The sequence below is a fragment of the Cellulophaga lytica DSM 7489 genome (genome assembly GCF_000190595.1).
Lineage (GTDB): Bacteria > Bacteroidota > Bacteroidia > Flavobacteriales > Flavobacteriaceae > Cellulophaga > Cellulophaga lytica.
In genome coordinates this window covers 636,739-663,602 of sequence record NC_015167.1, presented here as the reverse complement: position 1 = coordinate 663,602, position 26,864 = coordinate 636,739, and the positions used below count along the sequence as shown (strand labels likewise).

The following is a 26,864-nucleotide window of genomic DNA, read 5'->3' as shown; positions in this document are numbered from 1 at the left end:
TATGACACGTTTTCAACTATTATTGTTTTTTATTATGCTAAGTCAAATAAACATAGCACAAAACAAAAAAGTTGAAACATTAAAAGGTCGTGTAGTAAGCAGTAAACAAGAAGTTGTTGGTGTGTATGTGTTAAACAGGTCTAAAAAAAAGGCTACTATTACCAACCCAAACGGAGATTTTTCTGTGCCAGTTAGTTTGCATGATACATTGTTTATTTCTGCAGTACAGTTTAAAAACAGAGAAATTATCATCACAAAAAAAATATTAGACTACAATACCTTCATCATTAATTTAGATGAAACCTTAGAAGAGTTAGATGAGGTTGTTTTAGATAATAGAACATTAATTACAGCTAAAAAATTAGGGTTGCCAGGGGCAGATGTAAAACTTTTAGATATTGATGAAAGGGCGTATGATACAGCAACAAATTGGTCTCCAAGTGATACTGTTTTTAGTATAGATCCTATTTTAAACTATTTGTTAGGTAATACAGCCAAGTACAAAGCAAGAGCAATGCGTAACAAACGCTATAAAGCAGGTCAAATTCTATATAAAAACTACTTAGATTCTACTTTTGTTAAAGAACTAAAAATACCAGAGCATAGAGTACAAGAGTTTGTTTTGTATTGTGAGCAAGATGAAGATTTTGATGCCTTTTCTAAGCAAACTAGTGAAATAATTATAAAGGCTTTTTTTAAAATGAAAAGTAAAACATTTTTAGTGTTAAATGATGAGTAATGAGTAAATTATTACTTTTTAGTATTTTAGTTTTTATCACTTTTACTACTGTGGCACAGCAAAAGCGGGTAGACTTAAAAGGTACTGTAACTAGTACTACAGAAGAAGTTGTTGGTGTGTATGTATTAAACAGAACTACAGAAAAAGGAACAATAACCAATTTAAATGGCTATTTTTCTATTCCAGTTCGTGTAAAAGATACCTTAGAGTTTTCTGCAGTTCAGTTTGCAAATAAAGTTGTAGTTGTTACAGAAACTATGTTAAAAACTAACAACTATATAGTGCCTTTATACGAGTCTGTAACAACCTTAAATGAAATTGTAGTAAAGCCTTTTAACTTGTCTGGAGACTTATCTACAGATTTAAATAATTTACCTTTAAAACCAGTAGTTACTGGCAGAACACTTGGTTTACCTAATCAAAATGTAAAAATACTATCTTCAGATGAACGTGCACTGTACTCATCAATGTCTGGCGGACCAATTTTATCGTTAATAAATGCAATAAATGGACAAACCAAGTTATTAAAGAAAAGAGTAGAGCGTAACCATAGATACCAGAAAACTATGCGCGTTAAAAGATATTATGCCGACTCTTTATTTGTAAATGAATTGAAGATAGAAAAGGATAAGATAGACTTGTTTATGTGGTACTGTGAGTTTAAAGATGATTTTCAGGCTGTAATAAATACCAAAGACCAGTTAAAAATTTGGGCTTACTTACGTAAAATGAGCGTAGAATTTAGATCAAAAAAATAAAAACATAACCCTATAAAATAAATAACTACACTATATATTTGGCACGCCAATTGCTTACTTTTGGTAATTGTAAATTACATATTATGCTTAAAAAAAGATTTTTATTATTGTTGTTACCCCTTTTTGCTTTTGTTGCCATACATAAATATTATGTGAGTGTAACTAGTGTAAAATATTCTGATAAAGAACACACGCTACAAATTACATCTAGAGTATTCATAGATGATTTTGATGAGCTTTTAAAACAACGTTATGGTATAAAATCTAACTTGGCAACTAAAAACGAGAATCCCTTAGCAGAAGATTACATTAAAAAATATGTAAAACAAAAGTTTCATATTTACGTAAACGGAGAAGAAGTAGAAATTACATATTTGGGTAAAGAGTATGATACAGACAATATGGTACTTTATTTAGAAGTGCAGAACATATATGATAAAGATTTAAAAACGGTAGAAGTAGAGAGTACAGTGCTAACAGATATTTATGAAGAACAAAAGAATATTGTGCATCTTAAATTCTTAAAAAATAAAAAAAGTGTAGTGTTAACCCGTGTAAATAATAAAGGAATGTTAAAGTTTTAGAACTGCTTTAACAAATCGCTAAAAAAGTGTTAATTTTCGCCTACTTAAAACAATAGAAAATGAACAAAATTAACTACTATTTAGCTGCTGTTCTATTTTTGTTTGCCACTGTAATGGTACAAGCACAAGAACAAACAGAAAAACAAGCTGGCCACACCAACCAAAGTAAATTTAGACAAATGTACCAGGAGTTCTCAACTCCAAACACGTACAGATCTGCTTCAGGAGCACCAGGGCCAGATTATTACCAGCAACAAGCCAACTACAAAATGGATATTGAGTTGGATGATAAAAACGCAAAAATATACGGTGAGGAAACTATTACTTACGTAAACAACTCACCAGACGATTTAGAATTTTTATGGGTTCAGTTAGACCAGAACGTACGTGAAAAAGGAAATAAATCAGCCTTAAGAAACAGTTCTGCTTTACAAGGAGCAATGCCAGTTGGGCAATTTGCCGGATCTCATATGAAAGGTGCAGAATTTGATGGTGGATTTAAAATTCAGCATGTAAAAGATGCAAATGGTAAAGATTTACCATATACAATTAACCAAACTATGATGCGTGTAGACTTACCTACACCATTAAAAAGTAAAAGTGAGGTTTCTTTTTCTATTAAATGGTGGTACAATATACCAGACCATACAGTAAGCAGAGCTAGATCTGGTTATGAGTTTTTTGAAAAAGATGGAAACAGAGCATATGTTATAGCACAGTTTTTCCCAAGAATGGCTGTTTATAATGATGTAGAAGGATGGCAAAACCACCAATTTTGGGGTAGTGGAGAATTTGCACTTCCTTTTGGTGATTACGAAGTAAACATTACCGTACCTGCAGATCATGTTTTAGATGCTACAGGAGTGTTACAAAACAGAAAAGAGGTTTTCTCTAAAGAAATGATGAAGCGTTATGATAAGGCTAAAAAATCTTTTGATAAGCCAGTAGTTATTGTAACACAAAAAGAAGCGGAAGCTGCAGAAAAAGGTTTTTCTAAAGATAAAAAAACATGGAAGTTTGTAGCTAAAAACGTTAGAGATTACGGTTTTGCAACATCTCGTAAATTTATTTGGGATATGCAAAATGTTAAATTGCCAAGTGGTAAAACAGCAATGGCAGTTTCTTTATACCCTAAAGAAGGTAACCCATTATGGGAAGAGTACTCTACTAAAGCAGTAGCGCATACTTTACGTTCTTACTCTAATCATACTTTTGATTATCCTTACCCTAAGGCAATATCTGTACATGCAAAACAACAAGGTATGGAATACCCAATGATTTGCTGGAACTACGGAAGACCAAATGAAAAAGGAGAATACTCAGACCGTACAAAATACGGAATGATTAGTGTTATTATTCATGAAGTTGGTCACAACTTTTTCCCTATGATTGTAAACTCAGATGAGCGTCAGTGGGGTTGGATGGATGAAGGTTTAGATACTTTTATGCAGTATATGGCAGAGCAAGAGTTTGGAGAAGCATACCCAGAAGCTATTGCACCAAATGCTAAATACCCATCTAGAAGAGGTGAGCCATCTAAAATTGTACCTTACATGGCAGGAGACCAAAACTTTATGGCTCCAATAATGTCTAACCCAGAAAACGTGTACCAATTAGGAGCAAACGCTTACGGTAAACCAGCTACAGCCTTAAATATTTTAAGAGAAACTGTAATGGGTAGAGAATTGTTTGATCATGCTTTTAAAACATACTCTCACCGTTGGATGTTTAAACACCCAACACCAGAAGATTTCTTCCGTACTATGGAAGATGCGTCTGCAGTAGATTTAGATTACTACTGGAGAGGTTGGTTCTATACTACAGATTACGTAGATATGGGAGTTAAAGGAGTTAAAAAATACCAAGTATCTAACAAGCCACCTAAGCAAATTAGAGATATTATGGAGCAAAGAAACTTAAAAATGAGTGACTTGCCTCCAATGGTTTTCTTAGCAGATATGGATAGTGAAGATTTTGATGCTAGCTTAAAAGGTAAAAACCCATCTGATGTTTCTACTACATTAAAAGAGTATATGATGGATAACTTAACACCTGCAGAAAGAGCAGCAGTTAAAGAACCAAAATTCTTTTACGAGGTTACTTTTAACAAGCCAGGTGGTATACCAATGCCATTAATTGTAGAGTATACATACGCAGATGGTTCTAAAGAAAATGTTACTTACCCAGCAGAAGTTTGGAGAATGAGTGACAAAGAAATTAAAAAAGTAATTTCTTCTCAAAAAGAACTAGTAGGTATAGTTGTAGATCCTAAAGCAGAAACTGCAGATATAGACACAACAAACAATACTTGGCCAGCTAAAGAAACTAAGTCTGGTTTTGATAAATTTAAAGGGAATTTGAAGAAATAGTTTCAGTCCTAAAAACATAGAAAGCTCCACACTTGTTAATTATTCAAGATGTGGGGCTTTTTTTATGGTGCAAATAAAACTTCTGATTATATTTGTAATATGTATTCAACGTTTATCTTATTTATTAGCGGAGGCGAAATTTTCTTCATTATGTTTATTGTAGTGATGGTCTTTGGCGCAGATAAAGTTCCTGACATTGCAAAGGGCTTAGGCAAAGGTATGCGTCAACTTAAAGATGCTACTGAAGATATTAAACAAGAAATTACTAAAAGCGCAGAAAAGCAAGGTATAGATACCAGTTTTACCAAAGACATTAAAGATGGTGTTACAAAGGTAAAAGATGATGTAGAAGATATTGCTGGCGTTATTAAGAGAAAGTAATTTATGTTAGATAAACTATTGCAATGGGATAGGGATATCTTTATTTACCTAAACAATCTTGGCATTGAAGAGTATGACTCTTTTTGGTCCTTTGTAACCAATATTTCTAGCTGGGTGCCATTATATTTGCTATTTTTTATTCTAATTTTTTACAAACGCCCTAAAAAACAAGCATTGGTAGATTTTGCTACCGTAGTTTTGGTGTTTTTATTTGTATTGCTGTTAACCAACTTAACTAAAGATTTTGTGGGTAGGTTAAGGCCAAGTAGTGATACTACTTTAAGCAATCTTATACGTGTAGTAACCAAAGCTCACGGTTTTAGTTTTTTCTCTGGGCACGCATCATCATCATTTTCGTTAACAACTATAGTGGTATTGGTATTAAGAGATAAGTATAAGTGGGTTTATTTTGCTTATATATGGCCTTTACTGTTTTGTATGAGCAGAATATATGTTGGTGTACATTATCCTTTAGATATTGCTGTAGGTGCTTTAGTAGGTACAGTTTCTGCTTATTTGCTTTATAAACTAAGTAAAAAACTTACAAAACCCTACTTAGTGTAAGTCCGTCTCTAATTGGTAATAAAACGGTCTCTACCCTTGGGTCATCCTTTAAACCTTTATTGTAGTCTAGTAATATTTTTGTAGTTATATCTTTTGGACTTAGTGGTTCTACTACCTTACCAGACCACAATACATTATCAGACAAAATAATACCACCAGGTCTTGTTTTGGCTAGTGCAGCTTCAAAATATTTAGGATAGCTCTTTTTTTCTGCATCAATAAAAACCAAATCAAAAGTACCCTCTAGTGTTGGTATAATATCTAAGGCATCGCCAATATGCGCATCAATCTTATCTGCAAAACCACTTTTTTCAAAATACTTTTGTTGTATATGGCTTAGTTCTTCATTAACATCTATAGTGTGTAATTTACCATTTTTGCGCAAGCCTTCTGCCAAACAAATAGCAGAGTACCCTGTGTAAGTACCAATTTCTAATATATTTTCTGGAGATATAATTTTAGACAACATACTAAGTACACGTCCTTGAAAATGCCCTGTTAGCATTCTTGGTTGTATAACTTTTAAATGAGTTTCTCTAGTAAGCTCTGTTAAAACTGTAGGTTCATTTTCAGAGTTGTTAGTAATGTAGTTTTCTAGTAATGATGATAAAAAATGCATAAAAAAGTTTTTGCAAAAATAGTTATTTTGATTTCTTATTTTTGAATAAAAATTAAATAGATGCAGTTTAAAAATACTTTAGAGTTTGCCAAAGAATTAGATGTTAATGATGCTTTAAAAGGATATAGAGATCAGTTTTATTTTCCTAAAATTAATGGTAAAGATGCTATTTATTTTACAGGAAATTCTCTTGGGTTACAGCCAAAAACAGCACAAAAATTTGTAGATGATGTAATGCAAGATTGGGCACAACTTGGAGTAGAAGGGCATTTTTATGCAGAAAAATCATGGTGGGATTATCATGAGCGTTTAGCAGCGCCAATGGCTACATTATTAGGAGCAAAAACTAAAGAAGTTTGTGTAATGAATACATTAACTGTAAATCTTCATTTTTTAATGGCTTCATTTTACAGACCTACCGCTAAAAGGTTTAAAATTATTTGCGAAGAAAAAGCATTTCCATCAGACCAATATATGTTAACCAGTCAGGTTAAATTTCACGGTTTTAACCCTAAAGACACTATAGTTGAGGTTAAAAAACGAGAAGGAGAACATTTTTGGCGTACAGAAGATGTTGTGGCTAAAATTAACGAAGTAGGAGATGAGCTTGCACTTGTATTAATTGGTGGTGTAAACTATTACAACGGACAAGTTTTTGATATGAAAACGATAACAAAAGCAGGGCAAGATGTTGGTGCTTTTGTAGGTTGGGACTTAGCACACGCAGCAGGTAATATAGAACTTAAATTAAATGAGTGGAATGCAGATTTTGCATCATGGTGTAGTTACAAATATATAAATAGTGGCCCGGGCAATGCATCTGGTATTTATGTTAATGAAAAACATTTGGCAGATGATAGCATACCTAGGCTAGAAGGTTGGTGGGGATCTAAAAAAGAAACACGTTTTTTAATGAAGCCAGAATTTGAGTCTAGCCACACTGCAGACTCTTGGCAAGTAAGTAATCCACCAGTTTTGTCAATGGCTCCTTATTTAGCATCTTTAGAAATGTTTGCAGAAGTTGGTATGCCAGCTTTAATTAAAAAGAGAAATGTAATAGTAGCTTACTTAGAGTTTGTTTTGCAAGAAATAGATAAAGAAGTAGAAACAGCCAATTTTGAGATTATTACACCAAAAGAAAGAGGTACACAATTGTCTGTATTGTTACACGGGCAAGGAAAAGAGTTGTTTAATTATTTAATGAAAAACGGAGTAATAACAGATTGGAGAGAGCCAAACGTAATACGTTTAGCTCCTGCACCATTTTACTGTTCTTTTGAAGATATGTACCGTTTTGGACAAATTTTAAAAGAGGGTATTTTACAAAGTAATTAATTACTCGCTAATACTTTTTACATCTGTAAAGTAAAGTTTAAAATTGCCTTCGGCATTCTTATGGTCTAAGGCAATTTTTAATCCGTTTTGTTCTGTATAATTTTCCCAAGTAGTACTCATAGACGGTTCTGCTGCATTTGCTTTTCTGTACACCCATTCTTTAATTAAATAATCGTCTTCAAAATAAAAATCATAAGCATCACCAGGAGTGTAACCACCATCATTACCATATACAATAGTTAATTTTTGCATTGGTTTTTTACTAATTGGTGCCTCTTCATTTTTGGTAGTTGTAAATGTAATATTGTCTTTATCCCAAACAAGATTAAATGGGGCTAGCAGCCAATACTTATCATTAATAAAACCAGCATTAGTTTTTTTAGCAATAGAGTCCATAGAAGCTCTATTGTAAGCTAACGTATCTGTTGCAGAAATGGCTAAAACATCATTGCTTTTTGTGCGCCAGTTCCAGCTACGGTTAAAGTGGTTTTCCCCGCGGTCTACGTTAAAAGTAAACTGTATTTGTGTAATGTTTTTCCAGTTTTTAAATCCGTGAGCATTAGCAACAGAATCTAAAATTGTAAGCTCTTTTTTTACAGGTTCAAGTGTTTCTTTAGGAGTAACAACGTCTTCTTTTTTAGTTTCCTTACAAGAAATAAAAAGAGTTGTAGCTAGTATAAAAGTAAATATTTTGCGCATAAGATTTAATTTTTTAACAAAGATACTATGTTTTGTAGTATGTTTTATAGATTGATGAAACGTAGCAACGTACTTTATAAATAAATTGATTATTTTTGATGTAAATAAGAAATTAGGCAATGAGTTCAAAAAAAGGTAAAGTTCAAGAAGCAATTGATGAAAAATTGTTGAATGAAAGAAAAGTGTTTTTGTGGGGAATGGTTAATGATGACTCTGCAAAGCACGTTATAGATCGTTTATTGTATTTAGATTTACAGGGAAATGAAGAAATACAGTTGGTTATAAATAGCCCAGGAGGTTACGTAACATCTGGTTTTGCTATTTATGATACTATAAAGTCTTTAAAAAGTCCTGTTTCTACAGTTTGTACTGGTTTAGCAGCATCTATGGGGTCTATATTACTTTCTGTTGGTGCTAAAGGAAGACGTTTTATACAACCACACGCACAGGTAATGATTCACCAACCAAGTGGTGGCGCAGGTGGCCAGGCTTCTAATATAGAAATACAAGCAAAAGAAATTATAAAAACTAGAGAGTTAAGTGCTAAAATCTTAGCAGATAATTGTGGTCAAGACTTTGATAAAGTGATGAAAGATTTTGACAGAGATTATTGGATGAATGCAGAAGAATCTGTAGCCTACGGAATTGTAGACGGAATTTTAGAATAAAGTTTACTAAAGTAAAAAGTCCTTCATAAAAATATAATTGTGAAGGACTTTTTTATATGTAGACGCTTAACGCGGATGTGTACTATATACGAGTTATTTGCACTGCTTAGATGCTTGTTTGCATAACTTTAACATTCGTTATCATCTCTTTATAACAAAAAATATGTCACAATCTCCAAAAGACATTGCCATAGTTGGCTCCGGATTAGTTGGTTCTTTATTAGCTATTTATTTAAGAAAAGAAGGACATAAAGTTACTGTTTTTGACAGAAGACCAGATATACGTACGGTAGAATTCTCAGGAAGGTCTATTAATCTAGCAATGAGCAATAGAGGTTGGAACGCATTGCAGCAAGTAGGCTTAGAAGATGAAATTAAAAAAATAGCCATACCGTTGTACCAGCGTGCAATGCACGTAGATGGTGTGCCTTTGTACTACCAGAAATATGGTAAAGATGATGAGGCAATTTGGTCTACATCTAGAGGGCTTTTAAATAGAAAAATGATAGACTTGGCAGAGGCCGAAGGAACAAAATTTCGTTTTTCTGAAAAAGTATGGGATGTAGATTTACCTGAAGCAAAAATTTATACAGGAGAAACAGAAAAAGGAGTTTGGGAAGAGTATAAGTTTGACTGTGTTTTTGGTTGTGATGGTGCGTTTTCACGTGTACGTCATAAAATGCAAAGACGTAGTAGGTTTGATTATTCGCAGGAATTTATAAAAGTAGGTTACAAAGAGTTGTCTATTTTACCAAATGAAGATGGTACACATAAATTAGATAAGCACTCTTTTCATATATGGCCACGTGGCAAGTTTATGTTAATAGCTATGCCAAATATAGATGGTAGCTTTACCTGTACGCTTTTTATGCCTTTTGAGGGAGATATATCTTTTGAGAGTATTACAAACAAGGCAGAGGCTAAAGATTTCTTTTCTACGCATTTTCCTAATGTTATGCCAGATTTAGATAACCTTATTGGAGATTTTTTTAAAAATCCAACTAGTGCAATGGTAACTATGAAATGCTTTCCTTGGACTTATTGGGACAAAGCAGTGCTTGTTGGCGATTCTGCGCACGCTATTGTGCCTTTTTATGGTCAGGGTATGAATGCTGGTTTTGAAGATATTTATGTGCTTGCAAATATGCTTAAAAAATATCCAGATAATTGGACACTTGCTTTTGAAGAGTATGAAAAAGAGCGTAAGCCAAATACAGATGCTATTGCAGAGCTTAGTTACAGGAATTTTGTAGAAATGAGTAGTAAAACTGCAGATCCTATGTTTTTACTACAAAAAAAGATAGAGAAAAAATTTGCGGCAGAATACCCAGAAAAATGGTTACCTGTATATTCTAGGGTTACCTTTAGTAACAGGCCGTACGCAGAAGCGTTAGCGTTAGGGGATGAGCAAGAAGCTATAATGAAAAAGATAATGCAACTACCTAATATTGAAGAAAAATGGGATAGTGAAGAAGTTACCAACAAAATAATAGAATTGCTTAAATAAAAAAAAGACCGCTAATTAGCGGTCTTTTTTTATAATCATAAAATGCTATTTCTATAATTTAGAAAACATTTTTTGCATTCTTTCATTTTCTTCTTCTGCTAATACAGGGTCTACTAAAATTCTACCACTGTGCTCATCTGTAATAATTTTTTTACGAGCAGCAATCTCTACTTGTACTTGTGGTGGTATAGTAAAGAAAGAACCTCCAGATGCACCTCTTTCAATAGGTACAACAGCTAAACCATTTTTAACATTGGTTCTAATTCTAGTATAAGCTTTTACCAAACGCTCTTCAATCTGATTTTGAAAATCTTCAGATTTTTTAAGTAAGGCTTTTTCCTCTTTTTCAGTTTCAGCTAAAATTTCGCTTAATTCACCTTTTTTGTGTTTCAAGTGAGACTCCTTAGCAGCCAAACGCTCTTTAGTGTCAGCAATAACTTGCTTCTTTTGCTCTATTTGCGCTTTAAATTCTTTAATGTTTTTTTCAGCCAATTGAATTTCTAATTCTTGGAACTCAACTTCTTTAGATAAAGAGTTAAACTCACGGCTGTTTCTTACATTTTTTTGTTGTTCAGCATATTTTTTAATTAGGCCTTTAGATTCCTCAATTAAATTTTTCTTAGCTGTTATTTCATAATTAACTGTTTCTACATCAGTTTTTAATTTGTCCAATCTAGTTTTAAGTCCTAAAACTTCATCTTCCAAATCTTCTACTTCTAACGGGAGTTCACCCCTAACGTTTCTTATCTCATCGACTCTAGAATCAATTAATTGCAAGTCATATAATGCTCTCAATTTTTCTTCTACCGTTGCTTCTTTCTTTTTTGCCATATTTTTAAAAATACTTGATAGGATTTGTAATACTCTCCGATAAAGAGATTGCAAAATTAGGAATTTTTTTTGTAAGTATCTCTACTAAAAGATTTTTTGTAAACTGCTCTGTTTCAAAGTGTCCTATATCTGCTAGTAATATTTTGTTTTCTGCCTCGTAAAATTGATGATATTTTAAGTCAGCTGTAATAAAAACATCAGCGTTTACAGCCTTTGCGGCGGTTATTGCAAAAGAGCCGCTTCCGCCTAGTACAGCTACTCTTTTTATTTTTTTATTTAATAAATTAGAGTGCCTAATACACGCTACATTCATTTTATTTTTAAGATCATTAAGAAAATCTACCTCATTTAAGGCGTTTTCTAGTTCACCAACCATTCCCATACCAATATTTTGGTTTGTATTTTCTAGGGTGGTTATTTCATAGGCAACCTCTTCATAAGAGTGGTTTTTTAGTAAAGTTTGTACAATTTGCTTTTCTTTTGCTTTTTCAAAAGTTACGTTAATTTGTACTTCTTCATCAGTTTCTGTTTTGCCAATTTGGCCAACTGTTGGGTTGGCATTTTGGTTAGGTTTAAAACTGCCTATACCTACGGTAGTAAAACTACAGTTGCTATAATTACCAATATTACCTGCTCCTGCAATAAATAATGCTTCTTTTATTTTGTCAACTTCGTTTTTAGGTGCGTAAGTAGTTAACTTTTTTATTGTGCCTTTTTGTGGTATTAATATGTTGGTGTTGGTAAGTCCTAAAACTTCACAAATTTTTGCATTTACACCTTTGTTACTATTGTCTAAGGCAGTGTGCATACTATAAATTGCAATATCATTTTTTATAGCTTTTAAAACCACACGCTCTACGTAATTAGCTCCAGTAATTTTTTTTAGACCAGAAAAAATAATAGGATGAAAACTTACTATTAAATTACAATTTTTAGCAATTGCCTCATCTACAACATTTTCTAATGTGTCTAAAGTAACCAATACGCCAGTAACTTTTGTGCTAGCGTTACCAATTAATAGGCCTACATTATCAAAATCTTCTGCGTAATTTAGCGGCGCAAAATCTTCAATAATGTTTGTAATATCTTTTACAGTCATTTTTGATTGCTTTTATGAATATCAAAGATAAAATATTTACTTTCGTTCTTATGCAACTACTCAGAAAATTAGCATTTCCTTTTTCTTTACTCTACGGACTAGTAGTTTATTTGCGTAATTATTTGTTTAATGTTGGTGTGTTTTCTTCAGTATCATTTAAAACGCCAACCATTTGCGTAGGTAATTTAAGTGCTGGTGGTACTGGAAAAACACCTATGATAGAGTTGTTAATACACAACTTGCAAAACCAATATAAACTGGCTGTTTTAAGTAGGGGGTACGGAAGAAAATCTAAAGGTTTATTAATAGCAAACAGCACAACTAGTGTGGAAGAATTGGGAGATGAACCTTATCAAATATACAAGAAATACCCTGCTGTTACAATGGTTGTAGATGGCAACCGTAGAAACGGAATTGCAACCTTAGAAAAGCAAATAAAGCCAGATATTATTTTGTTGGATGATGCATACCAGCATAGAAAAGTTAAGCCAACATTTTCTATACTACTTACTGCATACGGTAACCTATATAAAGATGATTGGTATTTGCCAACTGGCAATTTACGTGATGCTAAAAACGAAGCAAAACGTGCTAACGTAATAATTGTAACTAAATGTCCTAGTGCTATTACAGCAAAAGAACAACAATTGATACAGCAAAAACTTAAGCCTAAAAAACACCAGCAGTTATTGTTTGCAATATTAAGTTATGCTACTACATTAAAAGGGTATAAGTCTCCGTTAACAATAAACAATTTAAAAGATAAAAAGATAACTTTAGTTACAGGTATAGCAAACCCTAAGCCTTTGGTAAATTTTTTAAGTACACAAGGGCTAGATTTTGAGCATTTAGCGTATAAAGATCATCATTTTTTTACAGATGCAGAAATAGCAAACTTTGCAAGTAAACCATTTGTAATAACTACAGAAAAGGACTTTGTAAGACTGCAGGGTAAGTTAAGTAATTTATGTTATATAGAAGTGCAGCACCAAATATTACATAAGGGAAAAACAAAACTATTAAACAGTATAAAAAATATTGTTAGGTAATTTTTTTATTGAAGATATTTTCTCCTATTTTTTGATAAAAGTAATCTGGTTTAAAAGGCTTGGTAACAATATCATCACAACCAGCCGCGTAAAAATTCTCTACACTGTCATCTAAAGAAATAGCGGTAAGTGCAATAATAGGAATTTCAGAGTCAAACTTTCTAATCTCAATAGTAGCTTCTACACCACTTATACCTGGCATATGAATATCCATTAAAATAGCGTCATAAGTGTTATTTTGGGCAAGCTCTATGGCTTCTGTACCATTATTAGCAATGTCACTAGCCATTCCTTTTTTAGAAAGCATTTTTTTAGTAATTACTTGGTTTATTTTGTTGTCTTCTACAATAAGTAGTTTTAACCCTTCAAAAATAAACTCTTGTGGTATGTACTCATCTTCAGTATTACTTGCGCCTTTGTCTTTGCAAACAAGTTCTATTTCAAAGCTAAATATAGAGCCAACTCCTTTTGTGCTTTCTAAATGTATAGTGCTCCCAAATAAATTTAATAAGTTTTTTACAATTGTTAAGCCAAGACCTGTACCACCGTATTCTCTATTAATTTGTATAGATCCTTGTTCAAAACTATCAAAAATATTTTCTTGTAATTCATTAGATATTCCTATTCCAGTATCCTTTACTTCAAAATAAATAGTACAAATATCTTCAACTTTTTTAAGCTCATTAATGGTAACAGTAACCTCGCCATTTTTGGTAAATTTTATAGCGTTACCAATTAAATTTATTAGTATTTGTGATATTTTGATAGGGTCTCCTAAATGGGCTCTAGATATTTTTTTGTCTATAACCAAATTAAGTTTTGTATTGTTAGATTTTGCACTTTGTTGTAGAGAATCTATAACATCTTTTATAGTTTTTCTTAGGCTAAACTCAATTTGTAAAGTTTCTAATTTTTGAGCATCAATTTTGTTAACCTGTAGTATATCATTTATAAAATTTAAAAGGTAATCTCCAGAAAATTTAAGTGATTTTAAATGCTCTTTTTGATTTTCAGTAGGGTTTTCTTCTAATAGTAAATTGGTTAAACCGGTAACTGCATATAATGGTGTACGTAGTTCATGACTTACTGTAGATAAAAAATTGGTTTTAGCTTCCATAGCTTTAACCGCTTCATCTTTAGCAATTTCTAACTCTTTATTTGTTTTTTGTAGTAAATTATTTGTTTTAATTTTTATTTGATTGTTTCTGTATAATGAAATTGCCAATAAAGAAATGATAGCTAAAATGGCAAAAGCAACAATATTTGTGCTCTCAGACCTATTTATAGATGCTTCTTGCTCTAAATTTTTATCTAATAAAGTTTTTACATCTTGCTCTAATCCTTCAATATGTATATCATTTGCGGTTCTTTCACTGGCTTTACTTGCGGTTATACCGTATAATGAATCTTTTAAATGAATTAGGTTTTTATTAAAAATTAAAGCTGTGTTGTAGTCTTTAATATCTTCATAAGCTTTGCCAACTAGAGTATTAATTTCTAGCATTTCATTTATAAAACCATTTTTTTTAGCAATTGGTAATGCTTCTAATCCAAATTTTATGCAATCTTCAGGATTGTCAAAAGAATTAATTTTTGCTAAACCTAGGTAGCCTTGAGTTGTAAAGTAATCTTTTTCATAAATATCTGAGTTTACAACAAGTGCATTGTAAAATCTAGATGCTTTTAAAAAATTTGTTTTTTGAAAGTTGATGTTAGCCTGGGTTAAAACTATACGGTTAAGTAAATTACGATCATTACTTAGTTGTTTTGCTTCTGATAATTTTTCTTCGGCCTGAAAATTATTTTTATCTAAGTATAAGTAAATAGCCTCTAGATATTTGCTTTCGCTAGAGCCGTATGGGTAGGCTATGTTTTTTAATAAAACTCTTGTTCTGTCCCAATAAAACTTAGATCTGGGTACATTGTTTAGTTCTAAATATAAAAATGCATATTTATGAAAACAATCTATTAACCCTTTTTCATCTTCTTTTTTTTCTGCGTAATCGGCAGCTTTTTGTATGGCCTCTAATGCAGATTTTATGTTGTTTTGATTTTTGTTTTTACGAGCAACAGAAAAGTAATAATCTAAATCTTTAAATGCAGTTGGAGGTTCTTGAGCAATTGCACAAGAAAACAGTAAGCAACTAAAAATTGCAGTAAGTACTGTTTTAAATATTAGATTATGTTTTACTTTTTTCAAATATATTTTTTTTGAACCAACAAATTTATGAGGTCAATAATTCTACTGCTGTATCCAGACTCATTATCATACCAACCAATGACCTTTACCATTTTACCAATAACAGAAGTCATCTGAGAATCAAACGTACAAGAATAAGAACTATTGTTTACATCAATAGAAACAATAGGATCTTCGGTGTAATACAGTATTTTTTTTAAGTTGTTGTCTGCGTGGTACTTAAATGCGTTGTTTATTTCTTGTATAGAGGTTTCTTTTTTTACATTAAAGGTAATATCTGTTAATGAGCCATTTGGCACCGGTACTCTAATGCCACAACCTCCAATAACTTCTGCTAACTCTGGAAATATTTTAGTTAAAGCTCTGGCAGCACCAGTTGTAGTTGGTATTATAGATTGCCCTGCAGCTCTTGCTCTACGTAAATCTCTATGAGGCTGGTCATGCAGGCTTTGATCTGTAGTGTAAGAGTGTATGGTTGTAATATACGCTTGCTCTATACCACATAAGTCGTTAATAACTTTTACCATAGGAGCCGCATTATTTGTTGTGCATGATGCATTAGATATAATGTGGTCTTCTGCAGTTATGTCTGTATGATTTATGCCGTAAACTATCATTTTTATAGCATTATCTGCTGGCGGAACTGATAAAATAACCTTATTGGCTCCGTTTTTTAAATGATAATTTAGCTCTTTTTGAGTTTTAAATTTACCTGAAGACTCTATAACTAAGTCTACATTGCTATTGTGCCAAGGAATATCTTTAGGCGTGCTAGCATTTGTTAAATTTATAGTGTTACCGTTTACTACAATAGTATTTTCTGTATTAGATATATTTTCATTAAAAATACCGTGTACACTATCATACTTTAATAAGTGAGCTAATGTTTTAGCATCTGCCAAATCATTAATAGCTACAACATTTAAGTTTGGGTATTGGTTTAATAACCTAAATAAGGTACGGCCAATTCTGCCGAAACCGTTAATACCAATGTTTATTTTTTTCATTTTAAATACGAAAAAATAATGCTTAATAAAAAAGCAGTTTTAGCTACTTGTATGTAGGCTAAAATTAGTTAATATGTTTGTGTGCTTTGTATGATGAGCGAACCAGTGCGCCACTCTCTACGTGTCTAAAACCCATTTCTAGTCCTAATTCTTCATATTTTTTAAATTGCTCAGGTAAAATAAACTCTTTTACAGGAAGGTGTTTTTTAGAAGGTTGTAGGTATTGGCCAATAGTTACAACATCTACATTTGCAGCTCTAAGGTCTTCCATAACCTTAATAACCTCTTCTTCTTGTTCTCCTAAGCCTAGCATAATACCAGATTTAGTTCTTCTGGCTCCGTTATCTTTTAAATAACGCAGTACATCTAAACTTCTCTCGTATTTAGCTTGTATGCGCACTTCTCTAGTTAGTCTTTTTACAGTTTCCATATTATGAGAAACTACTTCTGGACCAACTTCTATAATGCGGTCTAGGTGAGTGCCTATTCCTTGAAAATCTGGAATAAGAGTTTCTAAAGTTGTTTCTGGGTTCATTCTTCTTATGGCCTTTACAGTTTCTGCCCATATAATAGATCCCATATCTTTTAAATCGTCCCTGTCTACAGATGTAATAACAGCATGTTTAATGCTCATTATTTTAATAGAACGTGCTACTTTTTCTGGTTCTTCCCAATCTACATCTTCCGGTCTTCCTGTTTTTACACCGCAAAATCCGCATGATCTAGTACATACGTTACCAAGAATCATAAATGTAGCTGTGCCTTCTCCCCAACATTCTCCCATATTAGGACAACTACCTGATGTGCATATAGTGTTAAGGCTGTATTTGTCTACTAAACCTCTTAACTGTGTGTACTTTTTACCAGTAGGTAGTTTTACTCGTAACCATTTTGGTTTTCCCTTAGGCGGTTTTACGTTATCTACAGTGTTAATACTCATAAAAATATTTTGTACAAATATACAAACAAAATAGCGTTAGTTATAATAGAGTAGAGGTCAAGATTTTGGTTTTGCTGTTATAATTTGAGCAAGTAGTTTTTTTGCGCGTAGTAGTTTTACTTTTACACTATTTATAGGTTCATTAAGCTCGGTTGCAATATCTGCATAGCTTAATTCATTAAAGTAACGCAAGTTTATAATTCTTTGGTAAGCAGGTTTTAGCTTTTTTATGTCTTGTAAAAGATTGGCTAAATTTTGTTCTATTATTAATTGGTCTTCTATGGTAGGTGCATCATCTAATACTTTTATAACATCATCATTGCCATAATTCATATTTTCAAGTACGCTACGCTTTCTTTTTCTAAATAAATCTACGTGTAAATTTTTACCAATAGTAATTAACCAAGTTTTAAACTTGTAGTTACCATCATAGGTGTTTATTTTATCAAAAGCTTTAGAGAAAGTTTGTATTGTTAGGTCTTCTGCGTCGTTTTCGTTTTCGGTTCTTACAAGTAAAAAGCCGTAAACATCGTTCCAAAAGGCGTCTAAAAGGTTGCTAAAAGCAATTTGGTTACCTGCTTTAGCTTTGGTTAAGTTGGCGTTAAGTTCTTCTTCAGATAATTTCATAAAAAAAGGCAAATTTTCATTTGCCTATTGTATTTCTGTTGATGCCTCCATTTTGCAATCTTGCTCCGCAGGTAGTTTGCCGCACATACCGCAAGCTTGTCCATCTTTATTTAAAAAAGGACTTTGGCTAGCACACGTCCCTGCAAATTTGCCATCTTTCTTTGCCCAAATTTTAATTGCAATTCCTGCAAAACCAAGACTAAGAAGGCCTATGGTTAATAAAACTAGTTTCATAATTAAATTTTAAGCAAAGATACTAATTATAGCTTTTATATGTATACACTTTAACGTTAGTTTGCGTATGATATATTAGCTACAATATTTTCTACTGTTGGTGTTTTGTTACCACCTTTAGGTTCTATTGTAATATAACCCATAGCATTTTCTCCGTAAGGTAATGCTAGTAATTTGTCTTTATCTGTAATGTCTTTAATTATACCAATATTAATCATTTTACCATCTACTTCTGCCCACATTTGTAAACATTGGTCTTCTGGTAAATTAGGTATGTTTTTTACATTTATGTATGATAATTTTTTAACAGGGTTAATGTAAGCAACAGCCTTTAATTCTTTAGCTTTTGTGTTGCCTTTTACATTGTACCTTTTTGTTTTAGGGTTGTTAAGTACAATAAATTGGTTTCTAACATCCTCTAATTGTTGTTTCATATTGTTTTCAATAGTCTTCATTTTATTGTTAACAATAGTGTTTTCTTCTTGTAACGATTTGTTTTGGTTCCAGAAGAAGAAAGAAGCAGCTGCAAAAACAAAAGCTAATGAACAAGCAATAGCAATGTACCTGTAAAATTTACTGTGCGATTTTTTCTCTGCTTTTACTCTTTCAAGAATTTTGTTTTTTAAACCATCTGGAGCATCAATAGCATGTAGTTTTGCAAAAATTTCTAAATTTTCTTGCAACTCGTTGTACGTTTTGCTTACCTCTGGGTACATAGCTATGTAGCGCTCTACCCTAAGCGTTTCTTCTGTAGTTGTAGTATCTAAAAGATACTTTTCTAGAAGATCTGATTCTAAGAATTTTTTTATTTTATCTGTCATAACAAAAATGATATAAGTATTGTTAATGCGGTAGAACCGTATATTTTCTTTAATTCTCTTAGTCCAATTTTTAATCTAGACTTAATAGTTCCTAAAGGAATATTTAATTCTTCGCTAGCCTCTTGTTGGGTCATCCCTTCAAAAAATAAGGCTTCAAGGACAATTTTATATTTAGACTCTAACTTGTGTAAGTTATCTTTAACATCCATAAGTTCTGGTCTAGTGCTTTCTGTACCTAAATTATATACGTCTGAAACGTCTATTTGGATTTCCTTATCTGATTTTGTGTTTACACTTCTAAGTTTGTCTATAGCTGTATTACGGGTAATTCTAAATAACCACGTAAATAGTTTAGCCTTAGAGGAGTCATAAGAGTCTGCTTTTTTCCAAATTTTCACAAAACTTTCTTGTAGTACGTCCTGTGCTAAGTCTTCATCTCTAACAACTTTGTTAGCCACACCAAATAAAGTATCACCATAATGGTCGTACAATAAAGATATTGCTTTTTCATCTCTATCTTGTAGTAATTCTACAATATGTTTTTCAAGTAGTGTACTCATTCTAGTTGTGTTACGCTATTTCTGTAAATTTTTTTTACACTGCGGCATCCAAATATACATTTACTAACGTATATAGTTAAACGCAAGATTACAAAAATGATTGCGATAATTAAAATATTTACAACTTAAGTAGGCAGCTGGTTACTGCCACTTATTTTTGGTTAGTTTGGTTTGGTATAACCCCTGTTCCATTTTGGTTTCAGGGGTTATTTTATGATATTAACTTCTGCTTCTATCTGAATGTTAAACTTCTCTAAAACAGAATTTTGTATTTTTTTTGATAGCTCAAGAATTTCATTTCCTGTAGCATTACCATAGTTAACTAAAACTAGCGCTTGGTTTTTGTGTACGCCAGCATCTCCATATCTTTTTCCTTTAAATCCGCATTGTTCTATAAGCCAGCCAGCTGGTATTTTGTACGTATTGTCTGGCAGGGCGTAAAACGGAGCATCAGGGTTATTTTGGTTAAAGTTATCAAAAATTAATTTGTCTACTATTGGGTTCTTAAAAAAGCTGCCGCTATTTCCAATTTCAGCCGGATTTGGCAGTTTACTTTTTCTAATAGCTATAACAGCATCGGAAACATCTTTAATAGTAGGTTTTGTAATATTGTTTTTTTGTAGTTCTGTTTTTATTGCACCATAAGATACCTTTAAATTATGGTCTTTTTTGGTTAGTTTTAAAACTACAGATGTAATAATGTATTTGCCTTTTCCTTCATTTTTAAAGAAAGAATCTCGGTAGCCAAATTTACATTCTTCTTTAGTAAAGCTGTGTATTTCTCCGCTTTTTATATGTAATGCATTACAGCTTACAAAGGAGTCTTTAAGTTCTACGCCATATGCACCAATGTTTTGTATAGGAGCAGTACCTGTATTACCTGGTATTAGAGACATATTTTCTAGTCCGCCATAATTATGGTCTAAAGACCAAAGTACAAGATTATGCCAATTTTCACCTGCCATAACATTTAGCCATACATTGGCACTATCTTCTTTACTAATGCTTATGCCTTTAATAGCAATGTGTATAACCAAAGCATTAATATTAGTGGTAATAAGCATATTGCTACCACCACTAATAATAAATTTGTTTGGGTAATTTGGTAATGCTACAGCTTCTTTTAACTCTTCTACGGAAGTTACCTCGCAGAAGTATGATGCTTTAGCGTCTATACCAAATGTATTGTATTCCTTTAATGATATGTTTTCTTTAATAACCATTAATCTTGGTATACAGCTAAAGCTTCTTTTAAGATGTTTACGGCTCTTTTTAAGCTTTCTTTATCTAAAACGTATGCTATTCTTATTTGGTTTTTGCCTAAACCTTTTGTAGCGTAAAAGCCAGCAGCAGGTGCAACCATAACAGTTTCATTATTAATATTAAAATCTTCTAAAAGCCACTGAGCAAATTTATCTGCGTCTTTAATAGGTAATTCTGCTATGCAATAAAAAGCTCCTTGTGGTTTAGCAACACGTACGCCTTTTACTTTTTCTAATTCTGTTATTAATATGTTTCTGCGTTCTACATATTCTTCAATAACATTTGTAAAATAACTATTAGGTGTTTCTAAAGCAGCTTCACTAGCAATTTGTGCATATGTTGGCGGAGATAGTCTTGCTTGTGCAAATTTAAGAGCTGTTTTTACAAGTTCTTTGTTTTTAGAAACAAGGCACCCAATACGAGCACCACACATACTATATCTTTTAGAAACAGAATCTACAATTATTGCATTTTCCTCTAAACCTTCTTCCTGTAAAATAGAGTAGTGCTCTTTACCGTCATATGTAAACTCTCTGTATACTTCATCTGCAATTAAAAACAAATTGTGTTTTTTTACAATTGCAGCTAGTTTTTTTATTTCTTCTTTACTGTATAAATAACCAGTTGGATTGCCTGGGTTACAAATTAAAATTGCTTTAGTTTTAGAAGTTATTAATTTTTCAAATTCTTCTATAGGTGGTAATGCAAAGTTATTTTCTATTTTAGACACTACAGGAACAACATGTACACCAGCTGCAGTTGCAAAACCGTTATAGTTTGCATAAAAAGGTTCTGGTATAATAATTTCATCATCAGCATCAGCAATGCTACCCATTACAAAGGCTAAAGCTTCAGAGCCTCCAGTTGTTACAATAATTTCTTGTGCGGTAACATTAATATGCTGCTTTTTATAATACGCAGCTATTTTTTCTCTATATGTTTCAGACCCCTCTGTTCTGCTATAGGCAATAACATCTAATGTATTATTTTTTACTGCATCTAAAGCTACTTGGGGAGTTTTAATATCTGGCTGACCAATATTTAAGTGAATAACATTTATTCCTTTTTTCTTAGCGTTTTCTGCATAAGGTACCAATTTACGAATTGGTGATTCTGGCATTGCTAGCCCTTTTGTTGAAATTGATGGCATAAAAAAATATTTTAGGCAAAAATGAGAAATACAAGCATAGAAAACAACACCATAATGCTTAATTTTTATCTATTTAAGACCATAAATTAAGTAGGTTAACATTTTTTTTTGTATTTTATATGGGTATATGCTGAAAATCAGTACCAATGAAACTAAAAGCTTTAATTTTTTGTATGCTTTTTTCAATAGTTTCTGGAGCTCAAACTTTTGAGTTGCCAGAAGGTAAAAAGTATGAGAAAATTAAGTTTAAACTAGTAAATAACCTTATTGTTTTACCAGCCAAAATTAATGGAGCTCAGTTTACCTTTATATTAGATACTGGGGTAAGTAAGCCTATTCTGTTTAATTTTGCTGATCAAGATTCTGTAGATATTAAAAATGTATCAGAAATTACAATAAGAGGATTAGGTGGTGGTGAGCCAATAAAAGCGTTAAAATCTACAGGAAACTTATTAGAACTTAACTCTTTTAAGAATGCCAATCAATTGGTATATATAGTTTTAGATAAAGACTTAAACTTTTCTCCTAAATTAGGAATGCCTGTACACGGAATTTTGGGGTATGACTTTTTTAAAAATCATATTGTAGAAATTAACTATACAAATACCTTTATTAAGGTACATAACCCTAAAAATTATAAACAATCTAAAAATAAAAAAATAGAATACTTACCACTAAGTTTAGAGCGTAAAAAGGCTTACATAGAGGCTAAAGCACTAGTTAAAAAAAATACTGTGCCTGTTAAATTACTTATAGATACAGGTAGTAGTGATGCTGTTTGGCTTTTTGAGAATAAAATAAAAGGTATTTCTATACAGCATAAATATTTTGAAGATTTTTTAGGGAAAGGGTTAAGTGGAGATATATATGGTAAAAGGACCAAAATAGATCAGTTTAAGTTAGGAAGTTATGTTATTAAGGATACAAAAACAGCTTTTCCAGATAGTATTTCTGTAAAATACTTAACTAAAAAAGGAGAACGTAATGGTAGTGTTGGAGGAGAAGTTTTAAAACGATTTAATTGGGTTTTTGACTATCCTAATAAACAAGTTTCTTTCAAAAAAAATTCTAACTACAAAAAGCCATTTTGGTTTAGAACTAGTGGTATGGCTTTACAACATGGTGGTTTGCGCTATATTAAACAAAGTAGGTTAAATGCAAAAAAAGGTCTTGGTAATGTAAGTAATAATAGTTTTACTTCTAATGTAACTGTTAGTTATGATAATGAAGTTGTAATAAGCTTAGTGCCGCAAATAGTTGTGTCAAACCTTAGAGAAGGGAGTCCTGCTAAAGATGCTGGCTTAAAAATAGGAGATGTTATATTAGAAGTAAATAAAAAAGAAGCACACAAATATAAGCTACAAGAGTTAACGCATATGGTAGATGATTTGCCAGGTAAAAAAGTAGTGGTGCTAGTAGAGCGTAGAGGAGAAAGGCTACTTTTTAACTTGCGTATTAAAAATTTATTTAAATAAAAAAGGCACTCTAAAAATAGAGTGCCTTTTGTTTATTGTGGTGTGTTGTAATTATTGTGCTACCGATTTAGCTTCTACAAGTTCACCTTTTATTTTTAAAACCTTAGTTGGCGTTTCTGCATTAGAAATAACAGTAATTGCTTTTCTAATAGGCCCTGCAGGTCTTTTAGTGTCGTATTTTACTTCAATTACACCAGTTTTACCAGGCATAATAGGCTCTTTTGGTTTTTTAGGAATAGTACATCCACAGCTAGAGTTTACCTTGCTAATAATTAAAGGAGCATCTCCAGTATTTGTAAATTCAAAAACTCTAACACCGTTACCACCACGTTCAACTTTTCCGTAGTCTACAGTTTCAGTTTTAAATTCAATTTTAGCCTTTTTGTCTTGTGCACTTAGGTTAAATGCTAGTAGGCCAACAAATAATACTAATACTATCTTTTTCATCATTTTGGGTTTAAATTAAGATCAAATATACTATTTACTATTTAACCTTTAAAAATTCTTTTGTTATGTGATAACGTTACTTATTTTTGTTTCGTATTTAAACACAGTAAAAATCCTTAATTTTTCTTTAAATTTGCAGGCTTTATTGTTAAAATTAAATACTCACGCTAAGAGTAAAACAAAAACTATACCAAAGAATGGAACTTGCATCAAAATACGATTCTCAAAAATCTGAAAACCAGTGGTATGACTATTGGTTAAAACATAAATATTTTCATTCTACTCCAGATGACAGAGAGCCATATACCATTGTAATACCACCGCCAAATGTTACAGGTGTGTTACATATGGGGCATATGTTAAATAACACAATACAAGATGTTTTAATACGTAGAGCTCGTTTACAGGGTAAAAACGCATGCTGGGTTCCTGGTACAGATCATGCATCTATAGCAACAGAAGCAAAAGTTGTAGCTAAATTAAAAGAAAAGGGAATTAATAAGGCCGATTTAACAAGGGAGGAGTTTTTAAAGCATGCTTGGGATTGGACAGATGAGTATGGAGGCGTTATTTTAGATCAACTTAAAAAATTAGGATGTTCTTGTGACTGGGACCGTACGTCTTTTACTATGGATGACCATATGTCTGCATCTGTAATAAAAGTTTTTGTTGATTTATACAACAAAGGAAAAATATACCGTGGTTACCGTATGGTAAATTGGGATCCTGAGGCGCAAACTACCTTGTCTGATGAAGAGGTTATTCATGAAGAAAAACAAGGGAACCTTTATTATATCAATTATAAAATTGAAGGATCTGAAGATACTTTAACTATTGCAACTACACGTCCTGAAACTATTTTTGGTGATACTGCAATATGTATAAACCCAAATGATGAGCGTTTTACTCATTTAAAAGGTAAAAAAGCAATTGTACCAATAGTAAATAGAGTTATACCTATTATAGAAGATGAGTATGTAGATCTAGAGTTTGGTACTGGTTGTTTAAAAGTTACGCCTGCTCATGATGTAAATGATAAAAGTTTAGGTGATAAGCATAATTTAGAAGTGGTAGATATTTTTAATGCAGATGCTACTTTAAATAGCTTTGGTTTGCATTATGAAGGTAAAGACAGGTTTGTTGTACGTAAAGAAATTACTAAAGAGTTAGAAGAAAAAGGTTTTTTAGTTAAAACAGAGCAACACTTAAACAAGGTTGGTACATCAGAACGTACTAAAGCAGTAATAGAGCCAAGATTGTCAGATCAGTGGTTTTTAAAGATGGAAGAGTTGGCTAAGCCAGCTATAGAGGCTGTACTTGGAGATAATGCTGAGGTTAAATTGTTTCCTAAAAAGTTTGAGAATACTTACCGTCACTGGATGGAAAATATTAGAGATTGGAATATTTCTCGACAGTTATGGTGGGGACAGCAAATACCAGCTTACTATTTTGGAGACGGTAAAGATGATTTTGTTGTAGCAGAAAATAAAGAAGATGCGCTAAAATTAGCTCAAGAAAAATCTGGTAACACGGCATTAACGGCAAAAGATCTACGTCAGGATGAAGATGCATTAGATACGTGGTTTTCTTCTTGGTTGTGGCCAATGAGTGTTTTTAATGGTGTTTTAGAACCAGAAAACGAAGAAATTAAATACTACTACCCAACAAACGACTTAGTTACTGGTCCGGATATTTTATTCTTCTGGGTTGCACGTATGATAGTTGCTGGGTATGAATACAAAGATCAAAAACCTTTTGAAAACGTTTACTTAACTGGCTTGGTTAGAGATAAACAAAGACGTAAAATGTCTAAATCATTAGGAAATTCTCCTGATGCTCTTAAGTTAATTGAAGAGTACGGTGCAGATGGGGTTAGAGTAGGACTTTTGTTGAGTTCTGCTGCTGGTAACGATTTAATGTTTGATGAAGCCCTTTGCCAACAAGGTAAAAACTTTGCGAATAAAATATGGAACGGATTTAGATTAATAAAAGGGTGGGAGGTAGCAGATATAGCACAACCTGAAGCATCTAAAATTGGACTAGAGTGGTACAATGCTAAGTTTAATAAAACATTGTTAGAGATTGAAGACCATTTTAGTAAATACCGTATTTCAGATGCATTAATGGCAATTTATAAATTGGTTTGGGATGATTATAGCTCTTGGTTGTTAGAAATTGTAAAACCAGCCTACCAGCAACCAATAGATAGAACTACGTATAATGCTTTAATTACAGTTTTTGAACAAAACTTAAAATTATTGCATCCGTTTATGCCATTTTTAACTGAAGAAGTTTGGCAACATATAGAGGATCGTAAACCAGAGCAAGCATTAGTTGTGGCACAATGGCCAGAGCAACAAAAGGTAGATGAAGCTGTAATTGCGAATTTTGATTTTGCAGCCGAAGTTGTGTCTGGAGTAAGAACCATAAGAAAGGAGAAAAACATACCAATGAAAGAAGCTTTAGAGTTATCTGTGTTAAATGCAGAAAATGTATCTAAAGAGTGGGATGTTGTTATTGCTAAGCTTACTAATGTTTCTTCAATTTCTTATACAGATGCAGCTGTAGATGGGGCACTATCTTTTAGAGTAAAATCTAATGAGTATTTTATACCAATGGTTGGCGCAATAGATATTGAAGCAGAAATAAAAAAGATTGAAGAAGAGTTAAAATACACTAAAGGCTTTTTAATTTCTGTACAAAAGAAACTAAGTAATGAGCGTTTTGTAAACAATGCACCAGAAAAGGTTATTGAAATAGAGCGCAAAAAACAAGCAGATGCTGAAGCAAAAATTGAAACTTTAGAAAAAAGCTTAAAAGGTTTGCAGTAAGCCTTTATGGTTGATAAATATGTAAAAGCTACTCTGTACAGAGTAGCTTTTTTTGTTAAAAACAGCAATGTAAGACGTTTGTTTTTTTTTAGTATATTTGAGTAAAC

Annotated in this window: 26 protein-coding genes; 12 read left to right on the top strand and 14 right to left on the bottom strand. The window is 32.2% G+C overall.

What is annotated here, in order from left to right; translation table 11 throughout:
* The first annotated feature begins 1 nt into the window (after position 1).
* The 6 genes from CELLY_RS03045 to CELLY_RS03020 all read left to right on the top strand — a co-directional run bounded on the left by CELLY_RS03045 (position 2) and on the right by CELLY_RS03020 (position 5,395).
* A complete protein-coding gene (locus tag CELLY_RS03045; protein WP_013620187.1) occupies positions 2-739 on the top strand; it encodes a carboxypeptidase-like regulatory domain-containing protein in 738 nt (245 codons plus the stop codon).
* Positions 739-1,497 (top strand): carboxypeptidase-like regulatory domain-containing protein, encoded by a 759-nt coding sequence (locus CELLY_RS03040; protein ID WP_013620186.1) that lies wholly within the window; start codon positions 739-741, stop codon positions 1,495-1,497. The genes CELLY_RS03045 and CELLY_RS03040 overlap by 1 nt, the downstream gene beginning before the upstream one ends.
* Positions 1,498-1,580: 83 nt before the next feature.
* The gene (locus CELLY_RS03035) at positions 1,581-2,081 is read left to right on the top strand and encodes a DUF6702 family protein (protein WP_034646277.1); all 501 of its coding nucleotides are present in this window, start codon (positions 1,581-1,583) and stop codon (positions 2,079-2,081) included.
* A 59-nt stretch (positions 2,082-2,140) separates the two neighbouring features.
* Positions 2,141-4,450 carry a M1 family metallopeptidase gene (locus CELLY_RS03030; RefSeq protein WP_013620184.1) on the top strand — a complete coding sequence of 770 codons (2,310 nt, stop codon included), beginning with the start codon at positions 2,141-2,143 and terminating at the stop codon, positions 4,448-4,450.
* A gap of 99 nt (positions 4,451-4,549) precedes the next feature.
* Entirely contained in the window at positions 4,550-4,831 is a 282-nt protein-coding gene (locus CELLY_RS03025) for a Sec-independent protein translocase subunit TatA/TatB (RefSeq protein WP_034646275.1), read from the top strand.
* 3 nt (positions 4,832-4,834) lie between these two features.
* Positions 4,835-5,395 (top strand): phosphatase PAP2 family protein, encoded by a 561-nt coding sequence (locus CELLY_RS03020; protein ID WP_013620182.1) that lies wholly within the window; start codon positions 4,835-4,837, stop codon positions 5,393-5,395.
* On the opposite strand, the gene CELLY_RS03015 is transcribed toward CELLY_RS03020, so the two are convergent.
* Complete coding sequence (locus CELLY_RS03015) at positions 5,373-6,014, bottom strand: O-methyltransferase (protein ID WP_013620181.1); 642 nt, start codon at positions 6,012-6,014, stop codon at positions 5,373-5,375. The two genes, CELLY_RS03020 and CELLY_RS03015, sit on opposite strands and share 23 nt — an antisense overlap.
* 60 nt (positions 6,015-6,074) lie before the next feature.
* Between CELLY_RS03015 and kynU the strand changes: the two genes are divergently transcribed.
* A complete protein-coding gene (gene kynU / locus CELLY_RS03010; RefSeq protein WP_013620180.1) occupies positions 6,075-7,349 on the top strand; it encodes a kynureninase in 1,275 nt (424 codons plus the stop codon).
* Here the strand turns inward: kynU and CELLY_RS03005 are convergent, their stop codons facing one another.
* Positions 7,350-8,048: a hypothetical protein gene (locus CELLY_RS03005; protein WP_013620179.1), complete on the bottom strand. Its 699-nt coding sequence runs from the start codon at positions 8,046-8,048 to the stop codon at positions 7,350-7,352.
* 119 nt (positions 8,049-8,167) lie between these two features.
* Here CELLY_RS03005 and CELLY_RS03000 point away from each other — a divergent pair, with 119 nt between their 5' ends.
* Together CELLY_RS03000 and CELLY_RS02995 are read left to right on the top strand one after the other, a co-directional pair.
* Positions 8,168-8,716 (top strand): ClpP family protease, encoded by a 549-nt coding sequence (locus CELLY_RS03000; protein WP_013620178.1) that lies wholly within the window; start codon positions 8,168-8,170, stop codon positions 8,714-8,716.
* Positions 8,717-8,879: 163 nt separating this feature from the next.
* Positions 8,880-10,223, top strand: coding sequence for an FAD-dependent oxidoreductase (locus CELLY_RS02995; RefSeq protein ID WP_013620177.1), 1,344 nt, complete (start codon positions 8,880-8,882; stop codon positions 10,221-10,223).
* Positions 10,224-10,274: 51 nt separating this feature from the next.
* Here CELLY_RS02995 and CELLY_RS02990 read toward each other — a convergent pair whose 3' ends face one another.
* Positions 10,275-11,054, bottom strand: coding sequence for a zinc ribbon domain-containing protein (locus CELLY_RS02990; protein ID WP_013620176.1), 780 nt, complete (start codon positions 11,052-11,054; stop codon positions 10,275-10,277).
* Positions 11,055-11,058: 4 nt separating this feature from the next.
* A complete protein-coding gene (locus CELLY_RS02985) occupies positions 11,059-12,153 on the bottom strand; it encodes a Nif3-like dinuclear metal center hexameric protein (RefSeq protein ID WP_013620175.1) in 1,095 nt (364 codons plus the stop codon).
* Between the two features lie 50 nt (positions 12,154-12,203).
* Here CELLY_RS02985 and lpxK point away from each other — a divergent pair, with 50 nt between their 5' ends.
* The gene (gene lpxK, locus CELLY_RS02980; protein ID WP_013620174.1) at positions 12,204-13,202 is read left to right on the top strand and encodes a tetraacyldisaccharide 4'-kinase; all 999 of its coding nucleotides are present in this window, start codon (positions 12,204-12,206) and stop codon (positions 13,200-13,202) included.
* On the opposite strand, the gene CELLY_RS02975 is transcribed toward lpxK, so the two are convergent.
* From CELLY_RS02975 to CELLY_RS02935, 9 genes are all read right to left on the bottom strand, one after another.
* Positions 13,195-15,402, bottom strand: coding sequence for a response regulator (locus tag CELLY_RS02975; RefSeq protein ID WP_013620173.1), 2,208 nt, complete (start codon positions 15,400-15,402; stop codon positions 13,195-13,197). The two genes, lpxK and CELLY_RS02975, sit on opposite strands and share 8 nt — an antisense overlap.
* A complete protein-coding gene (gene gap, locus CELLY_RS02970) occupies positions 15,399-16,409 on the bottom strand; it encodes a type I glyceraldehyde-3-phosphate dehydrogenase (protein ID WP_013620172.1) in 1,011 nt (336 codons plus the stop codon). The genes CELLY_RS02975 and gap overlap by 4 nt, the downstream gene beginning before the upstream one ends.
* Before the next feature lie 64 nt (positions 16,410-16,473).
* Positions 16,474-17,349 (bottom strand): lipoyl synthase, encoded by an 876-nt coding sequence (gene lipA / locus CELLY_RS02965; RefSeq protein WP_013620171.1) that lies wholly within the window; start codon positions 17,347-17,349, stop codon positions 16,474-16,476.
* A 57-nt stretch (positions 17,350-17,406) separates the two neighbouring features.
* Positions 17,407-17,976 carry an RNA polymerase sigma factor gene (locus CELLY_RS02960; RefSeq protein WP_013620170.1) on the bottom strand — a complete coding sequence of 190 codons (570 nt, stop codon included), beginning with the start codon at positions 17,974-17,976 and terminating at the stop codon, positions 17,407-17,409.
* Between the two features lie 24 nt (positions 17,977-18,000).
* Positions 18,001-18,210 (bottom strand): hypothetical protein, encoded by a 210-nt coding sequence (locus tag CELLY_RS02955; RefSeq protein WP_013620169.1) that lies wholly within the window; start codon positions 18,208-18,210, stop codon positions 18,001-18,003.
* Positions 18,211-18,266: 56 nt separating this feature from the next.
* Positions 18,267-19,031 carry an anti-sigma factor gene (locus tag CELLY_RS02950; protein ID WP_013620168.1) on the bottom strand — a complete coding sequence of 255 codons (765 nt, stop codon included), beginning with the start codon at positions 19,029-19,031 and terminating at the stop codon, positions 18,267-18,269.
* Positions 19,028-19,591, bottom strand: a complete 564-nt coding sequence (locus tag CELLY_RS02945) for an RNA polymerase sigma factor (RefSeq protein ID WP_013620167.1) — start codon at positions 19,589-19,591, stop codon at positions 19,028-19,030. The genes CELLY_RS02950 and CELLY_RS02945 overlap by 4 nt, the downstream gene beginning before the upstream one ends.
* Before the next feature lie 206 nt (positions 19,592-19,797).
* Positions 19,798-20,814: a UDP-N-acetylmuramate dehydrogenase gene (gene murB, locus CELLY_RS02940; RefSeq protein ID WP_013620166.1), complete on the bottom strand. Its 1,017-nt coding sequence runs from the start codon at positions 20,812-20,814 to the stop codon at positions 19,798-19,800.
* On the bottom strand, positions 20,814-22,004 hold the full coding sequence (locus tag CELLY_RS02935; RefSeq protein WP_013620165.1) for a pyridoxal phosphate-dependent aminotransferase: 1,191 nt from the start codon (positions 22,002-22,004) through the stop codon (positions 20,814-20,816). Before CELLY_RS02935 ends, murB begins: the two co-directional genes overlap by 1 nt.
* Positions 22,005-22,150: 146 nt before the next feature.
* On the opposite strand from CELLY_RS02935, the gene CELLY_RS02930 reads away from it, so the two are divergent.
* Complete coding sequence (locus CELLY_RS02930) at positions 22,151-23,479, top strand: aspartyl protease family protein (protein WP_013620164.1); 1,329 nt, start codon at positions 22,151-22,153, stop codon at positions 23,477-23,479.
* Positions 23,480-23,530: 51 nt separating this feature from the next.
* Here the strand turns inward: CELLY_RS02930 and CELLY_RS02925 are convergent, their stop codons facing one another.
* On the bottom strand, positions 23,531-23,929 hold the full coding sequence (locus CELLY_RS02925; RefSeq protein WP_013620163.1) for a DUF1573 domain-containing protein: 399 nt from the start codon (positions 23,927-23,929) through the stop codon (positions 23,531-23,533).
* 194 nt (positions 23,930-24,123) lie between these two features.
* On the opposite strand from CELLY_RS02925, the gene CELLY_RS02920 reads away from it, so the two are divergent.
* Complete coding sequence (locus tag CELLY_RS02920) at positions 24,124-26,757, top strand: valine--tRNA ligase (RefSeq protein ID WP_013620162.1); 2,634 nt, start codon at positions 24,124-24,126, stop codon at positions 26,755-26,757.
* The last annotated feature ends 107 nt before the right edge of the window (positions 26,758-26,864 follow it).

Bases quoted from the DNA above. Each gene is read 5' to 3' on its own strand.
- CELLY_RS02960 (WP_013620170.1), bottom strand. From the start codon at position 17,976: ATGAAATTATCTGAAGAAGAACTTAACGCCAACTTAACCAAAGCTAAA.
- CELLY_RS02935 (WP_013620165.1), bottom strand. From the start codon at position 22,004: ATGCCATCAATTTCAACAAAAGGGCTAGCAATGCCAGAATCACCAATT.
- kynU (WP_013620180.1), top strand. From the start codon at position 6,075: ATGCAGTTTAAAAATACTTTAGAGTTTGCCAAAGAATTAGATGTTAAT.
- CELLY_RS03000 (WP_013620178.1), top strand. From the start codon at position 8,168: ATGAGTTCAAAAAAAGGTAAAGTTCAAGAAGCAATTGATGAAAAATTG.
- CELLY_RS03040 (WP_013620186.1), top strand. From the start codon at position 739: ATGAGTAAATTATTACTTTTTAGTATTTTAGTTTTTATCACTTTTACT.
- CELLY_RS02925 (WP_013620163.1), bottom strand. From the start codon at position 23,929: ATGATGAAAAAGATAGTATTAGTATTATTTGTTGGCCTACTAGCATTT.
- murB (WP_013620166.1), bottom strand. From the start codon at position 20,814: ATGGTTATTAAAGAAAACATATCATTAAAGGAATACAATACATTTGGT.
- lpxK (WP_013620174.1), top strand. From the start codon at position 12,204: ATGCAACTACTCAGAAAATTAGCATTTCCTTTTTCTTTACTCTACGGA.
- CELLY_RS02955 (WP_013620169.1), bottom strand. From the start codon at position 18,210: ATGAAACTAGTTTTATTAACCATAGGCCTTCTTAGTCTTGGTTTTGCA.
- gap (WP_013620172.1), bottom strand. From the start codon at position 16,409: ATGAAAAAAATAAACATTGGTATTAACGGTTTCGGCAGAATTGGCCGT.
- CELLY_RS03045 (WP_013620187.1), top strand. From the start codon at position 2: ATGACACGTTTTCAACTATTATTGTTTTTTATTATGCTAAGTCAAATA.
- CELLY_RS03025 (WP_034646275.1), top strand. From the start codon at position 4,550: ATGTATTCAACGTTTATCTTATTTATTAGCGGAGGCGAAATTTTCTTC.
- CELLY_RS02985 (WP_013620175.1), bottom strand. From the start codon at position 12,153: ATGACTGTAAAAGATATTACAAACATTATTGAAGATTTTGCGCCGCTA.
- CELLY_RS02945 (WP_013620167.1), bottom strand. From the start codon at position 19,591: ATGAGTACACTACTTGAAAAACATATTGTAGAATTACTACAAGATAGA.
- CELLY_RS02930 (WP_013620164.1), top strand. From the start codon at position 22,151: ATGAAACTAAAAGCTTTAATTTTTTGTATGCTTTTTTCAATAGTTTCT.
- CELLY_RS03030 (WP_013620184.1), top strand. From the start codon at position 2,141: ATGAACAAAATTAACTACTATTTAGCTGCTGTTCTATTTTTGTTTGCC.
- CELLY_RS02990 (WP_013620176.1), bottom strand. From the start codon at position 11,054: ATGGCAAAAAAGAAAGAAGCAACGGTAGAAGAAAAATTGAGAGCATTA.
- CELLY_RS02920 (WP_013620162.1), top strand. From the start codon at position 24,124: ATGGAACTTGCATCAAAATACGATTCTCAAAAATCTGAAAACCAGTGG.
- CELLY_RS02950 (WP_013620168.1), bottom strand. From the start codon at position 19,031: ATGACAGATAAAATAAAAAAATTCTTAGAATCAGATCTTCTAGAAAAG.
- CELLY_RS03020 (WP_013620182.1), top strand. From the start codon at position 4,835: ATGTTAGATAAACTATTGCAATGGGATAGGGATATCTTTATTTACCTA.
- CELLY_RS02995 (WP_013620177.1), top strand. From the start codon at position 8,880: ATGTCACAATCTCCAAAAGACATTGCCATAGTTGGCTCCGGATTAGTT.
- CELLY_RS03035 (WP_034646277.1), top strand. From the start codon at position 1,581: ATGCTTAAAAAAAGATTTTTATTATTGTTGTTACCCCTTTTTGCTTTT.
- CELLY_RS03005 (WP_013620179.1), bottom strand. From the start codon at position 8,048: ATGCGCAAAATATTTACTTTTATACTAGCTACAACTCTTTTTATTTCT.
- CELLY_RS03015 (WP_013620181.1), bottom strand. From the start codon at position 6,014: ATGCATTTTTTATCATCATTACTAGAAAACTACATTACTAACAACTCT.
- lipA (WP_013620171.1), bottom strand. From the start codon at position 17,349: ATGAGTATTAACACTGTAGATAACGTAAAACCGCCTAAGGGAAAACCA.